Here is a 22444-nt window from a genome sequence, read left to right as displayed (position 1 = left end):
TGATGTCTTCGCAAACACCAGTTTCCCTTACAGGACAGGCACTTCCGCGCGTTCAGGGGCGTGTCACCTCAAATCACGCGAAATTCCGAGGCTAGTAGCGTGTCGCAGCTATCTCTTGGGATGTGACAGCGAGGGTGTTTTCGGCAGGCAGCCGCGCTTCGATCATGAAGATCGCGCTCTCATCGCTGCCAACTGCACGGTTGGCAGCCATCTCGGCAGCGACGTGCGTGAGAACGCGACCATCCGGGCTTTCGGAGACGAGCACCAGACCGCCCAGCCCCCTGCCCGACTCAACGGAGCACAACCAAGCCGCGACGCTCTACCAGTGATGTGGCGCGGGATGTTGCCGGGGGAATTTGCGGTCGGACGGGTGCATCGTGGTGCCGCTCCCACGCCGTCGTACTGGTTGTACGGGGGCGTGGGAGCGGTGCCGCGAGAGCGTGAATTACCTCGCCAACGTTCCGGGTCGCACCACGAGGTTGCGTCAGCCCTGGCCGGTGATGATCGAGACCGCGCGGTCCTGCGCCTGGTCGCTGACCTCGCCGATCTGGAAGCCCCGCGCCACCACGTGCGCGACCAGCTCGGGCTCCGGCGGCAGGCCGTACTTGCGCAGGTAGTGCGGCACCGCGCCGGCCCAGATCCAGGTGCCGTCGGTGCGGAAGTTGAGCGGCACGTCCTGCTCACCGCTCTGCGAGAACTCGTCGAGGTCGTAGCTCCGCGCGGCCAGCACGACCGGCGCCGACTCGAGGTAGTTGAGCAGGCCGTCCATCAGCTGCGGGTCGACCGGCTGACGGTTGACGATGATGCGGCCGTCATCGTTCTTGCCGTCGTACACGCGCGCCGTCCGCAGCTCGCCGGACTGCTGCGGCTGGTCCTGCGGCGCCTGGCTCGGCGGCGGAACCTGGTACTCCTGCTGGGGTTCCGGCTCCGGCGCGGGCAGCGGCGGAAGGCCGACGCGCTGCCGCCACCAGTCCGGGATCAGCTGGTCCGGACGCGGGAACGTCTGCAGCTCGTCGCGGAAACCGATGGGCGGCGGCGTGTTGCGCCAGCGCGGCTCGTCCTCGGCGTTGAAGTCGACCGTGAACGCCGCGGGGGCCTCGATCTCGTACAGCGCGCTCAGCCACGTGCCGCGCTCCGGGTGGTACATGCCCGCGCGCAGCTGCCCGAACATCTGCACCACGTCCATCGGCGGACGCACCGGCCGCAGCTGGCCGTCGGGACCCGAGAACGCCAGGTCGACCTCGATGTGCCTGCCCGCCGCGCGGTACTCGGCCCGGATGCGCTGCCAGCCCTGCGGTACGGCCGGCAGCATGGCACGGCCGATCTGCCGCACCAGCTGCTGCTGGTCCTGCTCGCTCAGCGGTGTCGCCGGCTGGCTCATGTGGTCCTCGCCCCTCTCCCCGTGCACAACACGCTGATCTTATCGGGCGGCTGATGTCCGTGCGGGCGGGTCGCGGACCTCCACCGGTTCACCCTGTTCCGAGCGGGTGCGAGGGGACGCGGTCAGTCGCCCAGCCCGCCCAGTCTGGTGCGCAGCACGTCCACCGAACCCGCCCGGCGCAGCTCTTCCCGGTCTGCGGGCCGTCATGGACCGGCGTCGTAGCGCTCGGCCTGAGAAGCCCGGGGGTCGGGCATTGTCGTGGCTCCCGTGCTGGACGACGGGCTGGTCAGAGCGCGGACTCGCGATAGACGTTCAGCAGGTTGTCCTTTTCTCGCGCCAGATGTCGTGCAGCTCAGGACATGTCCAACGGCTGGCCCGACCGTGATCCGTTCGGCGCCCTCATGCCCACGGTTGGTGGAAACATCCAAGCCTGCTGGCGCCAGGGCGTCGTGCCCGAGTTCTCGGATGTCAGGAGCGGGACATGACCACCTTGGGCCCTCGACTTGCTTGATCGCGCCGAGCTTGCCCTCGACGTGTTCGATGAACATGCCTTGTCCCATCGGGCGACCTCAGCCGGCTGCTTTTCGTCGACCCAGGTTGCGTCGAGGAGGTGTTGGGGCAGGTGGTCGGATTCGACGTTGTCGCGAACACCGGAATATCAGTTGTGGATCTGACTTCGGCCGCGTCAGCGGTTCGACCACGTGCCGTTCAGCAGGTTCTCCGGCAGGTAGTCGGACACGACTTCTACGGGGAAACCTTTGTCCTTGCCGCAGATCGCCATGGCGAGCGCGGCGAGCGCGATGTAGCCGTCCGGGTTGTCGGCGAAGTCTGCCTGGTGCCAGTAGTCGCGGTGGGCGGTGGTCGCTTGCATGAGCGCGTCGTTGAACTGCTCCGCCGTGCCACGCAGAACGCGGAACAGGATGTTCGCCGGGGGGTAGGCGACGAACAGCATGAAGTCACGCGTTGCGAACTTGGCCTGTTCCGGGTTGGTCAGGTCGATCACGGACTCGAGCAGCGAGGGTGGTACCTGGTCGCCGGCGAGGTAGCGCTGCAGCGTCTCGACCCAGGGATGCACGTAGTCCTCGACCTGCGCACCGCTGCCGCGCAGCGTGTACTTGCCGACCTTGCACAGCTCGGCGACGCGTTCCTGGCTGCGCGTGATCACGGCGAGGTACGCGGCGGTGATCCAGTCGACCGGGGTGGCGTGGTGGTTCGGGCCGAGCACCGGCAAGGCGTACTCCCGCTCACCCAGCCGGTAGTGGATGTTGTCCTCCGCCTTGGACGTCCGGGCGAACACCGCGCTCGCCGTCTGGGAAGCGAACACAGCCGCCTGCCACGTCTCTTCCTTGCCCGCCGCCGGGTCGAGCGCCGTGAGGTACTCGAACCGCATCAGGGCACGCCTGCGCACGGCACTCAGCGCGTCGGGGTCCGTCTCGACGTCCTCGAGCGCGGACTCGATCAAGCGCTGCAGCGTGTCCACCTGTGTGCGGGCGAACTCCACATTGATCTCGTGCCGGGGAATCTCGTGCATCGTGTTGCCGGTCCTCACCTAGGCATCAATGGCAGACGTGGTTGGTAATCGTAACCCTCGAAAGGACGGTACTTCCATCCGGTCAACTCGTGGCTGGCGCCTGTTTCGTTCGTCTGCGCGCGCACCTCGAGATAGTCGAGCCGGTTGTCCTTCTTCGCTTTTCGCAATTCTTCGGCGAGTTCTGCCTCTGCGCCGCCGCGGCGCTCCATCGCCTGCAGGGTGTCCTCGAAGTACGCGGGGTGCCCCTGCTTGTACACCTTCGGGCCTTCCGCGGTCTGGACGATGCGCTCGCTGGCAGGGCCGCTGGGCGCCTTCGCCTCGTGAATGACGTAGTCCGGCTTCTGCCCGTCCAGGTAGTCGACCTTGTAGACCTGGTCGAAGTTGCTGTTGCCAGGCGTGCCGGGGCGGTGCATCGGCTCGATCTCGGCCAGCACCCTGCCGGTCTTCGCGTCATAGACCTCGAGCACGTCGCGGCTGGTGTGCGACGAGTCGAAGTCGCCGCCACCCTTGGTGCGGAAATCGACCTCGGCATCCGGGAACGCATGGGCGAACTGCGAGTGCACTCGGTCGCGCAGGGCGTGAACGGAGACCTGCTCGCCGAAGTGCTCGGAGGCGGTGGTCTGCGAGCCGATGGCCTCCGAACGCTCCGGAGACCCCTTCGGCGTTTCGTCCATCGCCTTCTGACGCTGCTCCATCGCCTCCTGGCGCTGCCGGGTCTTCTCGTCGATTCGCTGGTCGTCCGCGGCCTTCCAGTCCTGATCCTGCCGGTAATCGTCGGCACGCGGTTCCGGGGAATCCGGGTCGACGTCCGCGCCGTCCCTCGGGATGTCCTTCGAGCGGTTTTCGTCGAATCCGAGTGATTCCGCAGGCGGCCGGTCGGACTTCAATTCCGGCTTGCCGTCCTTGAGGTCGACGGGGGGCGGCGCCATGCCGTCGACGTCGGGACTGCGGTCGGCCCGGACCACCAGTTCCGTGCGCCCGTTGGTCGTGCGCTCGTAGTAGTGGTGCTTGATGTAGTCATCGTCGGCGATCTTTTCGCGTGGCGACATGCCACTCGTCTCGCCGGGCTTGTTGCTCCAGTGTTCGGGGTCGTCGTTCGGGCTGCTGTCGCCGCGGTCGAGCGCGCCGTCGGTGTCGGCGTCCGCATCGGGGTCGTGGTGGTGGGTGTCCGGGGCGTAGCCGTCGTCGCCGGTCCTGGTCTTGGTGCCGTCCGGGTGGTGGGTCTCCCATTCGCCGTTGGGCGGGATCTTGGGCTGGCGGGTGCCGTCGGGGCGGATCTCGGGGTCGCTCGTGAAGACGCGGCCGTGGCTGTCGGTCCAGGCCGGCTTGGTCGGGGCCAGGACCGGGGCGTCGAGGTGCTTGGACAGCTGCTTGGCGAAGTCGTTGCTCGCCGCGTCACAACCGATGAGGCGAACCGGCTTGCTGCCGTCGTAGCCCGAGCGGCGCAGCATGTCGGCGTACTCGGCGGGCGTGTAGTCGTGGCCGCCGATGCGGGCCTTGCCGTCCGGGGTGATGTGGACGTCGGCGGTGAAGTAGCGCGGGTCGTTGGGGACCTTGTGGGGTAGGTCGCCCATGTCCGGGTCGCCGCCGTGGTGGCTCACGCCGGCCGGGGTGGTTTCGGCGTGACGCTGGTGCGCTTCTTCCGGGGACGGGCGGTCCGCGGGTGGGGCGTCCGGGTCGTGGCTGTTCGGGGTGTCGGGTTCGCCGTCGTGTGGCTTGTCCGGGGTGTCGTGCGGCTTGTCTGGTGCGTTGTCGTGCGGCTTGTCCGGCGTGCCGTCGTGGGGCCTGTCGGCGTCCGGACCGTGGTGTGGGGCGCCGGGGCGGTGCGGGGTCGCGGCTTCCGGGTGGGTCGCGTCCGGGGCGCGGTGCGGTGCTTCGGCCGTGCCGGTGCCGCGGGAACGGGGGCCGTCCGGGCTGTGGGGGCGTGAGCCGTCCGGCCTGGCGCCGTCCGGGCGTGGGCCGTCGGGCCTGGTGCCGTCGGGCCTGGTGCCATCGGGACGGTTGCCGGGGCCGTTGCGGTCCGGGCGGGACGGGCTGTCGGGCCGGTGCGGCGCGTCGGGGCGGTGGGGAGCGTCCGGGCGGGACGGCGAGTTGGGGCCGCCGTGTGGTGCGTCCGGACGGGACATCGGCGCGTTCGGCCCGCCGTGCGGAGCGTTGGGTGCGTGCGGGGCGTTCGGGCCGTGGGGCACGTTCGGGGCGTCAGGCCGCGACGGGGCAGACGGGCCGCTGTGGGGCGCGTCCGGACGCGTTGGTGCGTTCGGGCTGTGGGGAGCGTCGGTTCGCGAGGACGGCGTGGTGGTGCTGTTGTGCGGTGCGTCCGGGCGTGACGGCGCGTTGGGTGCGTCGGGACGTGATGGTGCGTTGGGTCCGCCGTGGGGCACGTCGGGGCGCGAGGGGGCAGACGGGCCGCCGTGTGGTGCGCCGGGGCGCGAGGGGCCGCCGTGTGGGCCGTCCGGACGGGACGGGGTGTTGGGGCCGTGAGACGAAGCGCCTGGGCCGTGTGGCGTGAAGGGGCCGGCCTGTGGCGTGTTCGGGCGGGACGGGGCCTGCGGGGCGTCGGTTCGGGCCGAAGGTGTGTGTGGTGCGGTCGGGGCTGGGGACTGCGGGCGCATCGGGGCGTCCGTGCGTGGGGCGCCTGGCGATGGGGTGTTTGGGGCGCCCGCGGAAGGGGCGTGTGGGGCGCCTGCCGGGGGCATGTTCGAGGTGGACGGTGCCGTTGGTGCGTGTGGGGCCGCTGACGAGGGTGCTGTGGCGCGGCTTGGGGGAGTTGCGTCCGGGCGGTTGATGTTCGGGGAGCCTGCGGACGGGCTGCCTGCAGAAGGGGCGTGCGGGGCGCTGCCCGAAGGCATGCCGCTCGACGGGGAGAAAGGTGTCGACGGGGCGGAAGGGGCCGTGGGCATCGAGGTTGGGCGCGCCGGGGCGTCTGCTCGTGAGGCCGAGGTCGACATGTCCGGGGTGCGTGGGGCGGACGGCGCGGCCGGGGCTGGGCTGCCCGGGGTGCCGGTCCAGCCCTGGCCGCCGGTCGAGGGGCGGGCTGCTGCTGGGGACGACGGGGCGTTGCCGGCGGCGTTCGGGGTGCCGCCGCCCATCGGGGCGGCCTGGGGTGGGGTGGACGACGGGGAGCTGTCCGGGGTGCGTGACGGGGCGTGTGGGGCGTCGGCGCGGTGTGGGGCGTCGATCGGGGGTGCCACCGAGGACTGGACGGTTTGGCCCGTGTTGCGCGGCGGAGCCGGAGCGTCCGGAGTGGACGGTGTGTGCGGGGCGCTGGACGACGGGGAGCTGTCCGGCGTGCGTGAAGGCGCGTCGGGGGGTGAGCTGTCCGGCGTTCGGGACGGCGTGTGCGGGGAGTTGGGCGGTGGGGAGCCGTCCGGCGTGCGGGCGGACGAAGGAGAGACGTCCGGGGTATGGGGCGGCGTCGACGGGCTGTCTGGGGTGCGCGGGGAGGAAGGCGCGTCCGGCGTCGACGACGAAGAAGGCGAAGGCGGCGAAGACGGCGACGAAGGCGAACTGTCCGGTGTGGACGGAGAAGACGGCGACGACGGCGAAGAGTCCGGAGTGGGCGAAGAGGACGGCGTGCCGTGTCCACCTGAGGGTGAGAGGTCCGGCGCGTCGGTGTGGTGGAACAGGCCGCCCGGCTTGATGGACTTCGTGGAGATCACGTCGAGACCGGTCACCTTGCCGACCAGCTTGCCGACGACCTTCATGATCTTGGTGAAGATCTCGACCAGACGGCCCAGCAGCGGCGAGACCTTCTTGATGGTCTTGATGAGCTTCTGGATCAGCTCGCCGATCCGCGTCGCCCACTTGGAGATCGCGGTCACGGCCTGCGCGACGATGACCGGTGTGCCGAAGCCCAGCGAGAAGACCGCTTCCAGCACCCACGTGATCAGCTTGGCGACGAGGTCGGCGATCAGGTCGCGCACCATCTCGCGCACGAAGCCGACGACCATGCCCATCACGCCGACGACGGTGCCGACCGAGCCCGCGGTGGAAGCCGCGCCGGACAACGCGTCCAGCTGCTCGCCCGCCGCACCGCGGTAGGCGTCGGCGGCCGCGCCGGTCCACGGTGCGGTCTTGTCGACGGCGGCCTTGTAGTCGGTCGCGATCTTGCCGAGTTCCTGCGAGACGTTGTTCCACGTCGTCGAGTACGACTGGATCACCGGCGGGTCGCCCGCCAGCCAGTCGAGGGCTTCCTTCAACGGCTGCATGTGTTCCATCAGGAACGACGCGGCCGAGGACAGCAGGGTGCCGAACGGGTCGATCGCCATCGAGGCGGCGTCGGCGACCAGGCCGACGACACCGAGGCCGCCCTCGATCCAGCTGCCCTCCGAGATGCCCTTGTAGGCGTCGACCGCGGAGTCGGCGATCGAGAAGCCCGTCGCCCAGCCGTTGTCACCGGTGCCGGCGTTGAAGAAGCCGGACGGTTCCGCGGGAGCCTTCGCCACCAACGGGTTCGGTGTGGACATCAGAGGCCCTTCATGGTCTGAGCGATCTGGTCCTCGACGGCCTGGTAGTGCTTCGCGGTCTCGGTGACGCGTTTCGCCGTGGCGTCCATCGCCTCGGCGGCGCCCTTCAGCGCGTTCAGGCCCCACTGCTCGACCGGGTCGAGCAGCATCCGGAACGGCTGGCAGATGATCCCGTACGCGTCGGTCGGCATCGACACGGTGTTCGCCGCGTCCACTGCTCCCTGCAACCGCCCGTGCAGGCCCTCCAGGGCCTTGGCGTGTGCTTCCAGCACGTCCGAGGTGACGTTGAAACCGCCGGCAGTCATCGAACCCCCTCAAGTTCGAGCAGTGGACAGGAAGATCAGGAGAGCACCGACTCTCCGCCGAAGTCGTCGTCATCCGACGGCGGACGGCGGCGTGCGGGCGGCGGAGTCGAGCGCGGAGGAGGCGGTGGTGCGTCGTCGTCCTCGACCCGGAAGTTGATTTCGTTGTTGTCGTACGGAGAACGCACTGGAGCGTCCTCCGGCGGCGGCGCCGGGAAGTTCTTCTTCGCCTCGTCGAACAGCACGTTGGCCGTCTCGTCCTGCGTGCCGATGGTCTCCGCCATCGCCTCCTGCAGCAGGGCGGGGATCTTCGACTGCGCGCGCTGCAGCAGCTTCATGATCTCGCCGCTGATCTCGGACATCCGGCGACCCGCGGCGGACTCGTTGATCACGAGGTTCTGCAGGATCCCGTTGGAACCGATGGTGAGCTCGACCGCGCCGTCGGAGGACCGCTCGGAGATCGTCATGCCCTGAACTCGCGTCGCCATCTCCTGGTAACGCGCGGCGCGTTCCTGGATGTTCTGGTTCCAGTTCGCGAGCATCTGCTCGGATCCGGCGATGTCCTCGGGCACCAGCGTTCCCTCTCTCCAGCGGCGGCGGACTCAAAGGATGACGCAGCCGTGCGTGATCCAGTTCCCCTGACTTGGCAAATCCACCACACAGACCAGCGGCGTTCCACTGAGCGGACCAGTGGAACGCCGCGAGGTCGGGTGTTCTTACGAAACGCCCAGCAGGTCGACGACGAAGATCAGCGTCTCGTTGGGCTTGATCACGCCACCGGCACCGCGCGAGCCGTAGCCCAGGTGCGGCGGGATGACCAGCTTGCGGCGGCCACCGACCTTCATGCCGGCCACGCCCTGGTCCCAGCCCGCGATGACGCGGCCGCCACCGAGCGGGAACTCGAACGCCTCACCGCGGTCCCAGGACGCGTCGAACTGCTCACCGGTCGAGTGCGAGACACCGACGTAGTGCACCTTGACGCGCTGGCCGGCCTTGGCCTCTTCGCCGTCACCGACCGTGAGGTCCTCGACCAGCAGGTCGGCGGGCGCCGGGCCCTCGTGCGGGTCGACGACGGGCTTCGTGGCAGCCATCACAACTTCCTCTCGGAACGGGATTGTTCGCGCTCGATCCAATCACGCGCGCGCGGAGACGGCCGAATGGCCTACGAAGACCAGCCCTACCCCGTCTCGAAATTGCGTGTTGATCTATATAGAACTCCCGGCCCTGCACCGGGGGTTCACAACAGAAGAAGGAGAATGATCATGGCGGCAACCCTGCACCGCCTCCGGTCATGGCTCGGCGCGGCATTGGCAGCAGCAACGCTGTCAATGGCGTGCGTCAGCGTGGCCGAAGCAGCTCCGACCCCCACGACCGACGGCGAGTTCGGCGCCCAGATCGTCGGCGGCACCCGCGCGAGCACGTCCACCTACCCGTGGGTCGTCTACCTGGCGACCAGCAGCGGGTCCCAGTACTGCGGTGGCACGCTCGTGGCTCCCAACAAGGTCGTCACCGCGGCGCACTGCACCGTGGGTGACTCGGCGTCCGCGGTCCGCGTCGTGGCCGGCCGCGACGACAAGCAGTCCACCGCGGGCACCGTCGCCCGCGTCACGAAGATCTGGATCCACCCGAGCTACACCGACGCGACCAACGGCTACGACGTCTCGGTGCTCACGCTCGACCGCAACCTGTCGCAGACCCCGCTCTCGTTCGCGACGAGTACGGACAGCGGGCTGTACGCGGCGGGCACCAGCTCGACGATCCTCGGCTGGGGCACGACAAGCTCCGGTGGTTCGGCCTCGCGCTACCTGCTCAAGGCCACCGTGCCGCTGACCAGCAGCGCAACGTGTTCGAGCGCCTACGGCAGCGACTTCAACGCCACGGCCATGGTCTGCGCCGGGTACTCACAGGGCGGCACCGACACTTGCCAGGGTGACTCCGGTGGCCCGCTCGTGGCCGGCGGGAAGCTGATCGGCATCACGTCGTGGGGTCAGGGGTGCGCGTCCGCCGGTTACCCCGGCGTCTACACCCGCGTCGCCACCTACGCCGCGCAGATCCGCGCGCAGCTGTAACAACGAGGAACAAGGCCGGGAAGGTCGCGCAACCCTTCCCGGCCCTGTTTCCGTCCTGGTGGCATGAACGGCAGAAAGCTGTTGGCCGGCGCCGCCGTGCTGGCCGTCGCCGGAGTGTGTGTGAGCTCCGCGGTGCGGGACGAAACCTTCGCACCACCACCGATCGTGGACTACGGGCCGGTGCGCCTCGTCGCGTTCGATTCGTGCGACAACGCACTGACCGAACTGCGCCGCGCCATGGCCCCGTACGTCAGCGCGTACGGCCTCGGGGGCAACGACCGTCTCCTCACCATCGAGGGCACGGCGACGGACTCGAGCGCGGGCGTCGCGCAGAAGAGCACTCCCGACGCGCCGGTCGCCGCCACGCCTCCCGCGCAGCAGCAGGAGCACTCGACGACGAACGTCCACGAACAGGGCGTCGACGAGCCGGACATCGTGAAGACGGACGGAAAACGCGTCTTCTCGATCGCCGACGGCAAGCTGCGCGTGATCGACGTCGCGAGCAGGGCCGTGACGGGCACGGTCGACCTCGGTGAGCGTCGTGCGAGCCAGCTGCTCGTCGCCGGTGACCGCGCGCTGGTGGTCGTCGACGGCCCCGGTCAGGTCATGGAGAAGATGTTGCCGCCCGACCGCCCGTACCACCCGCAGACCGGTACCGAGCTGGTTCTCGTGGACCTCAAGGCGCTCAAGCAGATCGGCAGCCTCTCCACCGACGGTTTCTATCTCGACGCCCGCCAGATCGGCGGCACCGTCCGCGTCGTCGTCCGTTCGCAGCCGCGCCTGCCGTGGGTGTACCCGAACGACACGTTCAACGAAGCGGGAGCCTTGCGCCGCAACAAGGAGATCCTGCAGAGCGAGCCGATCACCTCGTGGCTGCCGCGCTACGAGCTCGACCAGAACGGCGCCAAGAGCAGCGGAACCCTCGTCGACTGCGCGAACATCAGCCACCCGGCCGTGCACTCGGCGACGTCGATGCTGACGGTGCTCACGTTCGAGCTGTCCGGTCAGCTCGGCACCGGTCAGCCGGTCTCGATCGTCGCCGACGGTGACACGGTCTACGGCACCGACCGCAGCCTCTACATCGCCGACGACCACCGGCTGCTGCCGGAACTTCCCGGCAAACCACCGGTCCAGCGCCCGATCACCACGGCGATCCACCAGTTCGACATCAGCCAGGCGGGCCCGCCGAAGCACGTCGCGTCCGGTGACGTCAACGGCACCCTGCTGAACCAGTACTCATTGTCCGAACACGACGGTGTTCTGCGCGTCGCCACCACAACGGGCACGGAGACCCGTTGCTGCTGGCGCATCCAGTCCGACGTCGCGCCACGGCAACAGCAACCTCCGCAGTCGGAAAGCTTCGTCACGACGTTGCGCCGCAACGGAAACCAGCTGACGAAGGAGGGCCAGGTCGGCGGGCTCGGCAAGGGCGAGCGCATCTACAGCGTCCGCTTCATCGGCAAGCTCGGCTACGTCGTCACGTTCCGGCAGACCGACCCGCTCTACACGCTGGACCTGAGCGATCCCAAGCAGCCCAAGGTCACGGGCGAGCTGAAGATCACCGGTTACTCCGCCTACCTGCACCCCGCGGGCGACGGGAAGCTGATCGGCGTCGGCCAGGAGGCGAACGGCCAGGGCCGCACCACCGGGACACAGGTGTCGCTGTTCGACGTGAGCAACCCCGCGTCACCGCAACGACTCGCGCAGTACCACCTGCCGGACTCGAACTCCGAGGCCCAGTTCGACCCGCACGCGTTCCTGTACTGGCCGCCCGACGGCACGCTCGTGATCCCGGTGGCGCAGTACAGGACGAACTACGAGGCGTCCTCGCTGGTGCTGAAGGTCGAGGGCAACCAGCTGCGCGAGACCGGCAGGATCGTCGAGCCGTCCAGCCAGAACTACGGCGGTGCCAGGCGGACCATCGTGATCGGCGACCAGCTGTGGTCGGTCTCCGCGGCCGGTGCGCAGATCAACGCGCGCAACGGCCTGGCGCAGCAGGCCTGGCTGCCGTTCTAGCCGTTCTGGGCGACCGGATGGTCGCCGGTGAGCAGGCGGTACGACAACACCGTGCCGCCTGCCATCGCCGCAGGGAGCACGACGATCGCGGCGAGCGGGATCAGGCACAGCAGGTACGCGGGCACGGCGAACCCGAGCACCATCGCCCGCCGCGTCGCGAGGACCTGCCTGCGCTGCTTGAACGACTTGCCGCGCCGCGTGAACGGGATGCCGGTGAGCTCGATGCCCAGCAGGTAGCCGTTGATGCACACGGCCAGAACCGGCACCACGGTCTGCCCGACCACGGGGATGAACCCGCAGAAGAACAACGGGATCGCGAACAGGATCGACATGCCGACCAGCATGATCGTGCTGCGCAGCCCGACTCCGAACCCGCGCCACCAGCCGACCTGCTCCGCACCGGGCACGCCGCCGAGCTCGTCCTCGACCTCCTCGGCGATGTACTCGTAGAACGGTCCGCCGATCATGATCGTGATCGCGGTGAACAGCAGCACGCTCAGGCCGAGCGTCACCGCGATCACCGAAATTCCGACGGCGACCTCGACGACGTCCCGCCAGGTCTCGCTCCACGAGTCCGCGAACCCCGTGAGCCAGTCGGCGATCGAGTCGATGTAGGCGAAGAGCAGCGCCCAGCCGGTGATCATCAGCACAGCGGTGATGACCGCGGGCAACGCCCCGATGAGCACGCGCTTGGGTGAGCTGAAAACCAGCTTGAACCCGCGCAGCAGGAGTGCGATGCCAGCCCCGAAGTCCTTGATCACGCGCGCAGGATAGTCCGTGACGGCCCAATTGAGATGGAGGAAGCGCGAATTCGGCAGGGCGGGCATGATGCGAGACCAGTGCCGCGACAGCCAACCATCGCCGCGTCTTCGACGCTCAGCGGGCCACCTCGCGGCACTTGGGGAGGCGTTGAGGTTGAGCAACCCGGCTAAGAACGCCGTCGTCGTCCCGGACGGGCCGCTGCCTGTGTTGCCGCCCGCCATCTGGGAGTCGAAGGAAGTGCGGGACGCGGTCGCCGCGGAGTCGCCCGGCGCCGTGGTCGCGATCGCGCGGAAGGCACACGGCCTGCGCCAGGACGAGCTCGGCACGCTGGCCGGGTTCTCCCAGTCGGCGATCTCGCGCCTGGAGGCCGGCAGCAACATCGCCTACGACATGCGCGTGCTCAGGACGATGCAGCGGCTGCTCGGCATCCCCGCCCACCTGCTCGGCCTGACCGACCGCACGGTGCCGATGCGGTCCCGCGAGGCCAGGAGCCTGGGCGCCGGAGGGCTGGAGGCCTTGGCGAACGACCTGGTCGTCGGCATGGAGGGCAAGGCGTTGATGGCGTTGTGCGCCTCCGCTGTCTTCGGCACAGGCAACAGCAACGGCGTGATGACCGGCGATGCGGTCAGTCAGCTGCTCGTGCTGCGCCGGATCGTCAACGACGCGCACAACTGGCGTGGCACCGGCGCGCTGATGCCCGCTGTTCGCAACATGTACGACTTCATCGACGTGTTGCGCCGCAACGCGCGCGGGGAGGTCCGTCGGCGGTTGCTCGGCACCGGCGCGATGTACGCGGAGTTCTACGGCTGGCTGCACGAGGAGATCGGAGACCTGCGCGGCGCGGCCGCGTGGACGTCGAGGGCCCTTGAACAGGGTCAGGCCGCGGACGACAGGGACGTCGTCGCGTACTGCTACGTGCGGATGAGCCAGCTCGCCGAGGTCGACGGCGACGACGACCGCGTCATCGGTCTGGCGCGCGCCGCCCAGCGCGAGACCGGGCTGAGTCCGATCGTGCGTGCGATGGCGTTGCGGCAGGAAGCACGTGGTCTCGCGCGTGCGGGTCAGGACGCGTGCATGCCGCGGTTCGACCTCGCGCAGTCGTTGGTGCTCAGCGCGGAACGGCCGCAGACCGACGAGTACTCCATCGGCTACTGCTTCACCGAGCTGCACGTGCAGATGCAGCGCGCCGCCAGCATGGTCGACCTCGCCGACCACGGGCGAGCGATCGACGCGTACGCCGAGCTCATGCCCAGATGGGGCAGCATCTGCCAGTGGGAGCAAGGTGTGCACACGGCCAGGCTGGCCTACGCGCACGCCGCCAACGGTGACGTGGAGCAGGCCGTCGACTTCGGCTTCGCGGCGCTGGATCTCGCTCGGGCGACCGGGTCGCAGCTGATCGTGAACGAACTGGAGCGGCTCGACCCGTGGAGCGCGACGCCGGCTATCGCCGAACTCGCCGCCGAGGTCACCCAGCTGCGGTAACGCGTATGCGAGTTCCGCATACGCCACCCGCAATCCGTCTGCGACCCTCCCCATTTCCCGTGACACCCCGCACGATCTAGGTGTGATCGACCTGACCGAACGAACGCCGCGCTCGGAAGAGGTCAACGAACGGTTCTGCGCGGCGGTGGCAGAGCGGAACTCGGGCCCGTACCGGCTCAGGTTCTACGCGACCACACACGCTGTCGTGTGTGTGGTCGACGACGTCGAGGTGAAGGCATGAGCATTCAGGAACGAACGGAAGCGCGCATGCCCGTGTTGCTGGTCCGCAAGCGTGCGGGTGTCGTGGGGGAGACACAACGCACGTGCCACCTCGTTCCCGTGCCCGACGACGACCGCACGCCGCTCGCGTTGACCGCGTACTGCGGCGAACTGATCCACCGCGGCGAAGCCGAACTGCTGACGCAGCCGTCCGGAATGCCGTGCGTCAGTTGCCTTTTCCGTGTGCCGATGCCCCGTGACGGTGAACTAGCCTACGACTGGTGACGCGATGCAGGCCGTCCCGACGTGCCTGAACCCGACCCGCTCGTAGACACGGGCGATCTCCGGGCTCCCGGCCGACAGGAACACGAGCTTCGCGCCCCGCTCCAGGGCGTCCCGCGCCAGTTCCGCAGTGACCGCACCACCGAGGCCACGTCGCCGTGCCGCCGGCAACGTGCCGATGCCCGCGATCTCCACGACGTCACCCGCCCGTTGCGCGGTGCCTACCGCCAGAACGCCCTCGCCTGGCAGGTCGGCCACCGCGTGCCGGTGCCGGGTGCTCAGCGGAACGGCCTCCGCGAGCGCCGCGTCCCGTTCCGCCACGCCGACCTCGCCCGTCGAGGTGCCCGGCGACGAGAACGCCAGCTGGGCCACCACCGACACCTCGGCCGGCCGCGTGTCGAGCACGCGGACGTGCGGGTGCGGCTCCGGGAGCTTCTCCGGGTCGAGCACCAGCAGCGGCGCCCGCAGCACCTCAAGACCCGCCGCGACCGCCGCGTCGTAGAGGTCCGGCGTGGTCTCGTGGACCCACTCCAGCGCCTCGGGCACGCCGAGCTCCCGTTGCCGCGCGCGCATCTTCACCACGTCCGCGACCGTCGGCCTCCCACCGGGGAAGCGCGGTCGGGCGTAGTACGGATAGCCGTCGCCCGCCTGGAGGAAGAGCACCAGCTCGCCGTGATCCTCGACGCGAGATCCCGGTCGGGGCACAGAGTCGTAAAACTCCTCGAGAACATCCCACACGGACGATCACGTTAGTTAGCTTGGGGCGCATGACGCACGGCATTTCCTCATGAGAGTCGTGGCGGCGCTGGTCGCCCTCCTCGTCGTCCTCGCGGGCTGCGGTGACGACCGCGAGGACAGGTTCGCCCGTCCCGGCGCGCCCAAGACGTCTCCCAGCGGGAAGTTCGTCGCGCACGCCGAGAGCGAGAGCGAGGTGCGGGTCACCGGCCGCGACGGCGGTGAGGTGTTCAGGAAGTCCTACGAGTACGCCACCAGCTACCGCAACGACGGCATCGGTGTGGTGTGGCTGTCCACGAAGGACCAGCTGTGGGTGCTCGTGCCGGGCGGACGCATGAGCGAGCGCATCGAGCCTGGGCCGGACGGGGTCTGGACCGCGGTCGAGGCCGAACTACCCGGGGAGATCACGCGGCTCGGCTGAGGCGTCCTTCTCGCCCTGCGCGAGCCGGCGGCCGCGCTCCAGTTCCGCGTCGAACTCGGCGCCGAGCAGCACCGCGATGTTCGAGATCCACAGCCACACCAGGAAGACGATCACACCGCCGAGCGAGCCGTACGTCTTGTTGTACGAGGCGAAGTTCGCGACGTAGACGGCGAAGCCGACGGTCGCGAGCGCCCACAGCACGATCGCGAGGAGGCTGCCGGGCGTGACCCAGCGGAAGGCCGGTTGCCGCACGTTCGGCGCCGCCCAGTAGAGCACCGCGAACGCGAGCGCCACCAGCAGCAGGATGACCGGCCACTTCACGATGTCCCACACAGTCACGACGGTGTCGCCGAGCCCCAGCAGTCTGCCGGCCGCGTCCGCGACCCCACCGGTCAGCACGAGCGCGCCGAGCGTCAGCGAGATCACCAAGACCGAGCCCAGCGTCAGCAGGAGACGCAACGGCACGGTCTTCCAGAACGGCCTGCCCTCTTCGACGTCGTACACGGCGTTGCATGCGCGCATGAACGCGCCGAGGTAGCCCGAGGCGGTCCAGAAGGCCGTCAGCAGACCGATGATGCCGAGCAGTCCCGCGGCTCCCTGGCCTTTCCGCAGTTCCTCGATGGACGACTTCACCAGGTCACCGGCCTGGCCTGGCGCGATCTGGTCGACGTACTTCATCAGCTCTTGCGTGGTTGTGTCGCCGAGCAGCGCCAGCACGGATGTCAGCACGATGAGCCCAGGAAACAACGACAGCACCGCGTAGTAGGTGAGCGCTGCCGCCCAGTCCGTCAGGTTGTCGTCGTTGAACTCTTTGACCGTCCGTTTGAGAACGCCCCACCAGGCGCCCTTGGGCAGCTTGGTGGGGCGTTCGATTGTTTCACCTGCGGGCACGGCGCCAGCTCCACGACCGCGTGCCGGCTCCGACGCCGGCCATGTGCAGGGCGAGGAGCAGCAGTCCGAGCACCACCAGTGTGTTGGCGGTGATGACGTCACCGAGCGCGGTCTTCGCGAGGTCGAGGATCAGGGCGAGACCGAACGCGACTGCGGCGATGAGGGCCAGCATGTCCACCTCCGAGTTCAAGTGACCTGCGGATACCCGTTTCGTTGCGGGGGAATCGCACCGATCGGAGCAATGGGCGTGCCATGATCGGAGACCATGGACGTCCAGCGGTGGCAAGCGGCCGCGGTTCCGTGGTGGGTGACCAAGGTCGGGCTGGTCGGTGGCTGGGTCGTCGCCTTCTACTTCGCCGCCAGTGCGAACGAGGTGCCGTGCACGACCGCACACCCGTGCGTGCCGGACCCGACGTTTTCGCTGGCCGTAGTGCCGTTGCTGGCCACACCGCTGCTGTTGTTGTTCGGTCGTGTGCTCACTGGCTGCGCGATGGGCGTGGTGTTCGGCGCGCTGGACATCGTCCTCGACGGTTCGGCGGCCGCCAACGTCGCGTTCGGTCTGCACGCGGGTGCGTGCGCGATCGTGGCGGCGTGGACCCTGAGGTCGCGCGCGGACCAGCACGCGGCGGCGGGCGCCACCCTCGTCTCGTTGCCGGACATGCCTCCGCAACGAGGGGTTCTGCGGATCATCGCGGTGTTGCTCGTCATCTTCGGCTTTCTGACGTTCGTGCAGTACGACCTCACGAACGGCGAGATCGAGGGGCACGTCGCGAGGGCCAGCCGGGTCGAGGCCGAGGTGGTCGAGATCAAGAACGGCTACGAGGTGTGGGTGGAGCTGCCGGACCGGCAGCGCACGGGCCTCGAGCCGACCGCACCGGAGACGTACCGGGTCGGCGACACCGTGCCGGTGCTGGAGGACGGCTCGTGGGTGCGCATGGCGAACGAGCCCGAGGACGTCACGTGGTGGCTCACGCTCGGTGGTGCCGCCGTGTTCCTCGCGATCATGCTGGCCGCGCGGGAACGCCGCCGCCGCGCGTTGTGGACGGGCCCGGTGAAGGCGATCCGGCTGCAGGCGCATCCCGTCGGCCCGCGCCGGATCCTGTTGCGGCACAACAAGGCCGACATCGCGACCGTGGCCACGCTCGCCGACCTCGGCCTGGAGGAGCCGCTCTACCACGACACCGACCAGTTCGGCAGGGTGTGGCGCGGCGAGGAGGACCCGCCGGTGCAGCTCGACCCCGCGGAGATCCTCGTCGCGGGCGAGTGGCACCACGGCGGTCAGGTCGCGCTGCTGGTCGAGGGTGAGGTCGTGGCCACCAGCACGCTGTCCCGCGTCCGCCCGCGGCACACCGTCCACAGTGCACACCTGCCGGGCGAACCGGTCACCGCGGGCGCGCCGGTCGACCTGCCGCACGCGATGTGGCCTGGTGACCGGCGGCGCTCCGAGGGCGTGCTGCTGCTGCTCGGCGCGGCCGGAGCGATGATCGCGCTGAAGTACTACCCGGACCTGATCATCCTCGGGTTCGTGGGTGTGCAGTGCGTGTTGTCGGCCGTGAACAGGTTCCAGCCGTTGCTGCGTCTCGACCACCGCGGGGTCTCGCTCTACACGGGCATCTGGACCTACCGCGTGCCGTGGTCGCAGCTGCACGGTGTGCGCCGCTCGGGTCCACAGCTGATGCTCGCGTTCGGTCCGCACGGCGACGTGATCACCACACCGCACCTGCCGGACGGTCAGGCAGGCGAGAAGCTGATGTGGGCGCGGGCGCGGTCCATGATCGCCGACCACGCCGGCGACCGGGTGAGCCGCCGGCTCAACGTCAGCGTGCTCGTCGGGCTCGCCTACGCGTTGCTGTTCCTGCTCATCTGAGCCGTGCCACGGCCTTGAGCAGACGGTCCACATCGGACTCGTCGGTGTACGGCCCGATGCCCGCCCGCACGGCACCCTTGTCGCCGAGGCCGAGCCACCGCGAGCACTCGATCGCGTAGAAATGCCCCGCGGGCGCGTTGACGCCCTCGGCACCGAGCCTGCGGTACACCTCGGCGGGCTCCAGCCCGTCGACCGAGAACAGGACGGTCGGCGTGCGCGAGGCCGCCTTGCTGTAGATCCGCACACCGAGCTCGCGCAGCCCGGCCTCCAGCTGGTCGCGCAGGCCGAACTCGTGCTCCTCCAGCCCGTCCAGGCCGCGCAGGAACTCGACGGCCGCCGTCGTTCCCGCCAGCAGCTCGTACGGCAGCGTGCCCAGCTCGAACCGTTCCGGCACCGCGTTCGTCGACGGCAGCAGCTTGTCCGGCCGCAACGTCTCCAGCAGCTCCGGCGCGGCCGCCAGCACGCCGAGGTGCGGGCCGAGGAACTTGTACGGCGAGCACACGAAGAAGTCCGCGTCCATCGCCTCGACGTCGACCGGCAGGTGCGGCGTGTAGTGCACGCCGTCGACGTACACGAACGCCGCCATCTCGTGCGCCGCCGCCGCGATCGCCGCCACGTCCGGACGGGTGCCGAGCAGGTTCGACGCCGCCGTGATCGCGACGACGCGGGTGCGGTCGGACAGCAGGTTCGTCACCGCCTCGATGGGCAGCTCACCGGTCGTACGGTCGAACGGCGCCCATCGCACCGTGGCTCGTGCCGCCTCGGCTGCCTGCACCCAGGGCCTGATGTTCGCGTCGTGGTCGAGCCTGGTCACGATGATCTCGTCGCCCGGCCGCCAGTTCTTCGACAGCGTGCGGGAGAAGTCGTAGGTCAGCTGGGTCATGCTGCGGCCGAACACGATGCTGCCCGCGTTGAGGAACTCGCCCATCGTGCGGCGCGCGGTCCTGACGATCTCCTCGGCCCTGCGTTCCGAGGCCGTCACGCTGCCGCGGTTCGAGATCGCCGACGTCAGCGCGGCGCTGACCGCCTCGCCGACTACGTCGGGCGTCTGCGAGCCGCCCGGTCCGTCGAAGTGCGCGGCACCCTCGCGCAACGCGGGGAAGTGGGCGCGGACAGCGGCGACGTCGTAGGCCATGCACTCATGGTGCTTGAGCACCCACGAACCGGGAAAGGATCAACCGGAGGGTGCCCACTTCTCCTGGCGCGTCGAAGTCCGGGTCGACGAGCCTGCCGAACAGGCCGTCGACCAGGCCCTGCACCCAGGTCGCGGCCGTTCGCGCGGTCACCGGGAGCGTGATCTGGCCCGCCTCGTGCGCCTGCTGCAGCAGTACGGCCAGCTCGTCTCGCACCACCTGCTCGTTGCGGGCGACCAGGTCCCACAGCTCCGGGTCGCGGCTCGCCTGCGCCACGACCTCCAGCACCAGTCCGGCCACGGACCGGTCGAGCGCGGGCACGCAGAGGTGGTCGACGACCATCAGCACGCCGTCCCACGGGCTGAGGTCCCTGGCCTGCGCGAAGACCTCGGCGTTGTCCCTGCCGTCCTGCTCGAAGATCTCCAGGAAGATGGCCCGCTTGGTGGGGAAGTAGTGGAACAGGCTGCCGGTGCTGATGTCGGCGGCCTTGCAGATGTCCGCGACGGTCGTCCGGTCGAAGCCCTTCTCCGCGAACAAGCCCGCAGCCGTGTCGGTGATGTGTCGCTTCTTCGCGGCGTGCTTGACCGGATCTACAGTTCTCATGGCTTTTTGGTCATCACCTGTAGTACTGCCTCTTCTTCTCGTCCTTGACGCAGACGCCGCGCCTGCGGATCTCCCGCGCCAATTCTGCGGCCTCCTCGCGCTCGTACTTCGCGATGGCCTTCCTCCGGGCCGTGAACAGCGCGTTCACCTCCGCGGGCAGCTCGGGCGCGTGCTCGACCCACATCCTGAACTCGCTCGCGAACGGATCCGCGTCGCGCCACCGGTAACCGTGACCGGTGAAGGCCTGTTCGAGCTTCGCCCTGCTCAGGTCCGACGTCTCTCGGGCCAGCTCGGCGCCGCTGGGCGACAACAGCACGAGCTGCTTGCCGTCGGCGAACGCCGACTCGATCTGGTTGCGGCCGAAGTCGAAGCTCTTGTCGTCCTTCCTGAGCGTGACGCGGTCGTGCGAGACCTCGACCGACATCATCTCCGCCGCCCACAGCAACGCGAGCACACCGCCCGCCAGTGCCCCGAGTGCGAGCGCCGCGATCGTCACCCACGGCTCAGGAATGTCCGTGACCAGCTCGAACACACCTTGGAACGGGAACCATTTCAACGTCGTGATCCACGCGGCCGCCAGCTTGAGCCCCCACACCGCGGCGGCTCCCAGCGCCGGGCACAACACCCAGATGCCGTAGCGGACCACCGCGGTCTCCTGCACAGTCGTCATGGCTTCAATACTAGACCGAGCGCTCGGTTTATTAAGTCCAGGACAGTAGTTGTCCGCAGTCGGTCCTACGGTCGAAGGCATGGACTGGAACAAGCAGTTGACGGACCAGCTCGACTTCCACTGGCGGATGCAGCTGCGGCCGCGGCTGGAGGGGCTGACCGACGACGAGTACTTCTGGCAGCCGGTGCCTGGTGCGTGGACCGTGCACGCGGACGGATCGATCGACTGGGAGTACCCGACTCCGGAACCGGAGCCGGTCACCACGATCGCCTGGCGGATGGCGCACATCATCGTGGGCGTGTTCAACATGCGCATCGCGTCGCACTTCGGCGGCCCGCCGGCCGACTACCAGACCTGGCAGTACGCGACGAGCGCCGACGAGGCGTTGAAGCAGCTGGACGACGCCTACGCGGCATGGACGGACGGCGCGCGCAAGGCGGACCTCTCGTTGGCTGTTGGTCCGGCGGAGGGGCCGTTCGCGGAGGAGCCGATGGCGACGCTGGTGCTGCACATCAACCGGGAGGTGATCCACCACGGTGCGGAGATCGCCCTGCTGCGTGATCTCTACCTTCGGGAGAGTTAGTTACCCGAAAGTGCCTACTTTCTGGAAGTTGGCGCTAACTGCAAGATGGTTCCCGTCGAGAACATCGAAGGGGATCACGATGCGAGTCATCACGCAGAAGACTGTCGGGGGCGCGTCCGTGCTGGAGGTCGCCGAGGTCGAACGGCCGGTGCCCGGTGCCGGTGAGGTGCTGGTCAAGGTGGGTGCGGCCGGGGTCAACCCGGTCGACACGTACATCCGTGCCGGCGCGTTCCCCGCGCTCGGGGAGCCGCCGTTCACGCTGGGCTGGGACGTCGCGGGCACCGTGGAGCAGGTCGGCGAGGGCGTCGAGAAGTTCGCGGCCGGTGACGAGGTGTACGGGCTGCTCACCTTCCCCGGCACGGGCGGTGGCTACGCCGAGTACGTCGTCGCGAACGAGGCCGACCTGGCGCGCAAGCCGTCCCGGTTGACCGTCGAGGAAGCGGGTGCGGTGCCGTTGGTGGCGCTGACGGCGTGGCAGGCGCTCGTCGGGCGAGGCGGTGTCTCCGCAGGTCAGCGCGTGCTGATCCACGCGGCGGCCGGTGGCGTCGGGCACGTGGCGGTGCAGATCGCCAAGGCGCGGGGCGCGTACGTGATCGGCACGGCGTCGGCAGGCAAGCACGACTTCCTGCGCTCGCTCGGCGCGGACGAGGTGATCGACTACCGGCACCAGGACTTCACCGAGATCGAGCCGGTCGACGTGGTGTTCGACCTGATCGGTGGTGAGTACGCCGAGCGGTCCGCCAAGGTGCTGAAGCCCGGTGGCGTGCTCGTGTCGATCATCCCCGGCAACCCGGGTTTTGACGTTGACCGAGCTGTGGACCTCGGCATCCGGTTCGAGCTCTTCGGCAGCGTGTCCGCGTCCGGCGCGGATCTGGAGGCGTTGCCGCAGCTCAAGGTGCAGCTCGACCACGTCGTGCCGCTCGAGGACGCCGCGAAGGCGCACGAGCTCGTCGAGTCGAGGAGGACCACGGGCAAGGTCGTCCTGGTGCCGTGACACTGCGTTTACCGCGCGTTGACCATCTCACCTGATC

Annotated in this window: 22 protein-coding genes; 9 read left to right on the top strand and 13 right to left on the bottom strand. The window is 69.1% G+C overall.

The genetic code is table 11. From position 1 onward, the window contains the following. Window positions 1–484: 484 nt before the first annotated feature. The 6 genes from JOD27_RS41595 to JOD27_RS41570 all read right to left on the bottom strand — a co-directional run bounded on the left by JOD27_RS41595 (window position 485) and on the right by JOD27_RS41570 (window position 8771). Window positions 485–1381 carry a hypothetical protein gene (locus tag JOD27_RS41595; RefSeq protein WP_204767887.1) on the bottom strand — a complete coding sequence of 299 codons (897 nt, stop codon included), beginning with the start codon at window positions 1379–1381 and terminating at the stop codon, window positions 485–487. Window positions 1382–2066: 685 nt separating this feature from the next. After that, on the bottom strand, window positions 2067–2930 hold the full coding sequence (locus JOD27_RS41590; protein WP_204767886.1) for an immunity 49 family protein: 864 nt from the start codon (window positions 2928–2930) through the stop codon (window positions 2067–2069). Beyond that, window positions 2927–7378, bottom strand: coding sequence for a DUF8616 domain-containing protein (locus JOD27_RS41585; protein WP_204767885.1), 4452 nt, complete (start codon window positions 7376–7378; stop codon window positions 2927–2929). The genes JOD27_RS41590 and JOD27_RS41585 overlap by 4 nt, the downstream gene beginning before the upstream one ends. Continuing rightward, window positions 7378–7683, bottom strand: coding sequence for a type VII secretion target (locus JOD27_RS41580; protein ID WP_204767884.1), 306 nt, complete (start codon window positions 7681–7683; stop codon window positions 7378–7380). The genes JOD27_RS41585 and JOD27_RS41580 overlap by 1 nt, the downstream gene beginning before the upstream one ends. 35 nt (window positions 7684–7718) lie before the next feature. After that, window positions 7719–8252 (bottom strand): YbaB/EbfC family nucleoid-associated protein, encoded by a 534-nt coding sequence (locus tag JOD27_RS41575; RefSeq protein ID WP_204767883.1) that lies wholly within the window; start codon window positions 8250–8252, stop codon window positions 7719–7721. A gap of 144 nt (window positions 8253–8396) precedes the next feature. Further along, window positions 8397–8771 (bottom strand): FKBP-type peptidyl-prolyl cis-trans isomerase, encoded by a 375-nt coding sequence (locus tag JOD27_RS41570; RefSeq protein ID WP_204767882.1) that lies wholly within the window; start codon window positions 8769–8771, stop codon window positions 8397–8399. Between the two features lie 171 nt (window positions 8772–8942). On the opposite strand from JOD27_RS41570, the gene JOD27_RS41565 reads away from it, so the two are divergent. Beyond that, window positions 8943–9749 (top strand): S1 family peptidase, encoded by an 807-nt coding sequence (locus JOD27_RS41565; RefSeq protein ID WP_204767881.1) that lies wholly within the window; start codon window positions 8943–8945, stop codon window positions 9747–9749. A 63-nt stretch (window positions 9750–9812) separates the two neighbouring features. Further along, a complete protein-coding gene (locus JOD27_RS41560; RefSeq protein WP_204767880.1) occupies window positions 9813–11765 on the top strand; it encodes a beta-propeller domain-containing protein in 1953 nt (650 codons plus the stop codon). On the opposite strand, the gene JOD27_RS41555 is transcribed toward JOD27_RS41560, so the two are convergent. Further along, a complete protein-coding gene (locus JOD27_RS41555) occupies window positions 11762–12526 on the bottom strand; it encodes an EI24 domain-containing protein (RefSeq protein ID WP_204767879.1) in 765 nt (254 codons plus the stop codon). The genes JOD27_RS41560 and JOD27_RS41555 overlap by 4 nt on opposite strands. 154 nt (window positions 12527–12680) lie before the next feature. Between JOD27_RS41555 and JOD27_RS41550 the strand changes: the two genes are divergently transcribed. From JOD27_RS41550 to JOD27_RS41540, 3 genes are all read left to right on the top strand, one after another. Beyond that, window positions 12681–14009: a helix-turn-helix domain-containing protein gene (locus JOD27_RS41550; protein ID WP_204767878.1), complete on the top strand. Its 1329-nt coding sequence runs from the start codon at window positions 12681–12683 to the stop codon at window positions 14007–14009. 82 nt (window positions 14010–14091) lie between these two features. Further along, window positions 14092–14250 carry a hypothetical protein gene (locus JOD27_RS41545; protein WP_204767877.1) on the top strand — a complete coding sequence of 53 codons (159 nt, stop codon included), beginning with the start codon at window positions 14092–14094 and terminating at the stop codon, window positions 14248–14250. Further along, window positions 14247–14513, top strand: a complete 267-nt coding sequence (locus JOD27_RS41540) for a hypothetical protein (protein ID WP_239571359.1) — start codon at window positions 14247–14249, stop codon at window positions 14511–14513. The genes JOD27_RS41545 and JOD27_RS41540 overlap by 4 nt, the downstream gene beginning before the upstream one ends. Here the strand turns inward: JOD27_RS41540 and JOD27_RS41535 are convergent. Then, window positions 14496–15215, bottom strand: coding sequence for a GNAT family N-acetyltransferase (locus tag JOD27_RS41535; RefSeq protein WP_204767876.1), 720 nt, complete (start codon window positions 15213–15215; stop codon window positions 14496–14498). The two genes, JOD27_RS41540 and JOD27_RS41535, sit on opposite strands and share 18 nt — an antisense overlap. 82 nt (window positions 15216–15297) lie before the next feature. On the opposite strand from JOD27_RS41535, the gene JOD27_RS41530 reads away from it, so the two are divergent. Continuing rightward, window positions 15298–15666 carry a hypothetical protein gene (locus JOD27_RS41530; protein ID WP_204767875.1) on the top strand — a complete coding sequence of 123 codons (369 nt, stop codon included), beginning with the start codon at window positions 15298–15300 and terminating at the stop codon, window positions 15664–15666. On the opposite strand, the gene JOD27_RS41525 is transcribed toward JOD27_RS41530, so the two are convergent. Both JOD27_RS41525 and JOD27_RS41520 read right to left on the bottom strand, forming a co-directional pair. Beyond that, window positions 15637–16557 carry a YihY/virulence factor BrkB family protein gene (locus JOD27_RS41525; protein WP_204767874.1) on the bottom strand — a complete coding sequence of 307 codons (921 nt, stop codon included), beginning with the start codon at window positions 16555–16557 and terminating at the stop codon, window positions 15637–15639. The two genes, JOD27_RS41530 and JOD27_RS41525, sit on opposite strands and share 30 nt — an antisense overlap. After that, a complete protein-coding gene (locus tag JOD27_RS41520) occupies window positions 16544–16729 on the bottom strand; it encodes a hypothetical protein (protein WP_189257397.1) in 186 nt (61 codons plus the stop codon). Before JOD27_RS41520 ends, JOD27_RS41525 begins: the two co-directional genes overlap by 14 nt. 93 nt (window positions 16730–16822) lie before the next feature. On the opposite strand from JOD27_RS41520, the gene JOD27_RS41515 reads away from it, so the two are divergent. Next, complete coding sequence (locus JOD27_RS41515) at window positions 16823–18424, top strand: hypothetical protein (RefSeq protein WP_204767873.1); 1602 nt, start codon at window positions 16823–16825, stop codon at window positions 18422–18424. Here the strand turns inward: JOD27_RS41515 and JOD27_RS41510 are convergent. Genes JOD27_RS41510 through JOD27_RS41500 form a run of 3 tightly spaced genes read right to left on the bottom strand, consistent with a single transcriptional unit; the run spans window position 18417 to window position 20830 of the window. Further along, complete coding sequence (locus JOD27_RS41510; RefSeq protein WP_204767872.1) at window positions 18417–19559, bottom strand: cysteine desulfurase-like protein; 1143 nt, start codon at window positions 19557–19559, stop codon at window positions 18417–18419. The two genes, JOD27_RS41515 and JOD27_RS41510, sit on opposite strands and share 8 nt — an antisense overlap. Before the next feature lie 4 nt (window positions 19560–19563). Next, window positions 19564–20160: a TetR/AcrR family transcriptional regulator gene (locus tag JOD27_RS41505; protein ID WP_204767871.1), complete on the bottom strand. Its 597-nt coding sequence runs from the start codon at window positions 20158–20160 to the stop codon at window positions 19564–19566. A gap of 13 nt (window positions 20161–20173) precedes the next feature. Then, window positions 20174–20830: a YqeB family protein gene (locus JOD27_RS41500; RefSeq protein WP_204767870.1), complete on the bottom strand. Its 657-nt coding sequence runs from the start codon at window positions 20828–20830 to the stop codon at window positions 20174–20176. A gap of 79 nt (window positions 20831–20909) precedes the next feature. On the opposite strand from JOD27_RS41500, the gene JOD27_RS41495 reads away from it, so the two are divergent. Then, window positions 20910–21413, top strand: a complete 504-nt coding sequence (locus JOD27_RS41495; RefSeq protein WP_204767869.1) for a DinB family protein — start codon at window positions 20910–20912, stop codon at window positions 21411–21413. A gap of 79 nt (window positions 21414–21492) precedes the next feature. Further along, a complete protein-coding gene (locus JOD27_RS41490) occupies window positions 21493–22407 on the top strand; it encodes an NADP-dependent oxidoreductase (protein ID WP_204767868.1) in 915 nt (304 codons plus the stop codon). Window positions 22408–22444 lie beyond the last annotated feature (37 nt).

The organism is Lentzea nigeriaca, assembly GCF_016907955.1.
Taxonomy (GTDB): domain Bacteria; phylum Actinomycetota; class Actinomycetes; order Mycobacteriales; family Pseudonocardiaceae; genus Lentzea; species Lentzea nigeriaca.
This window is presented reverse-complemented; position numbering and strand designations above follow the sequence as displayed.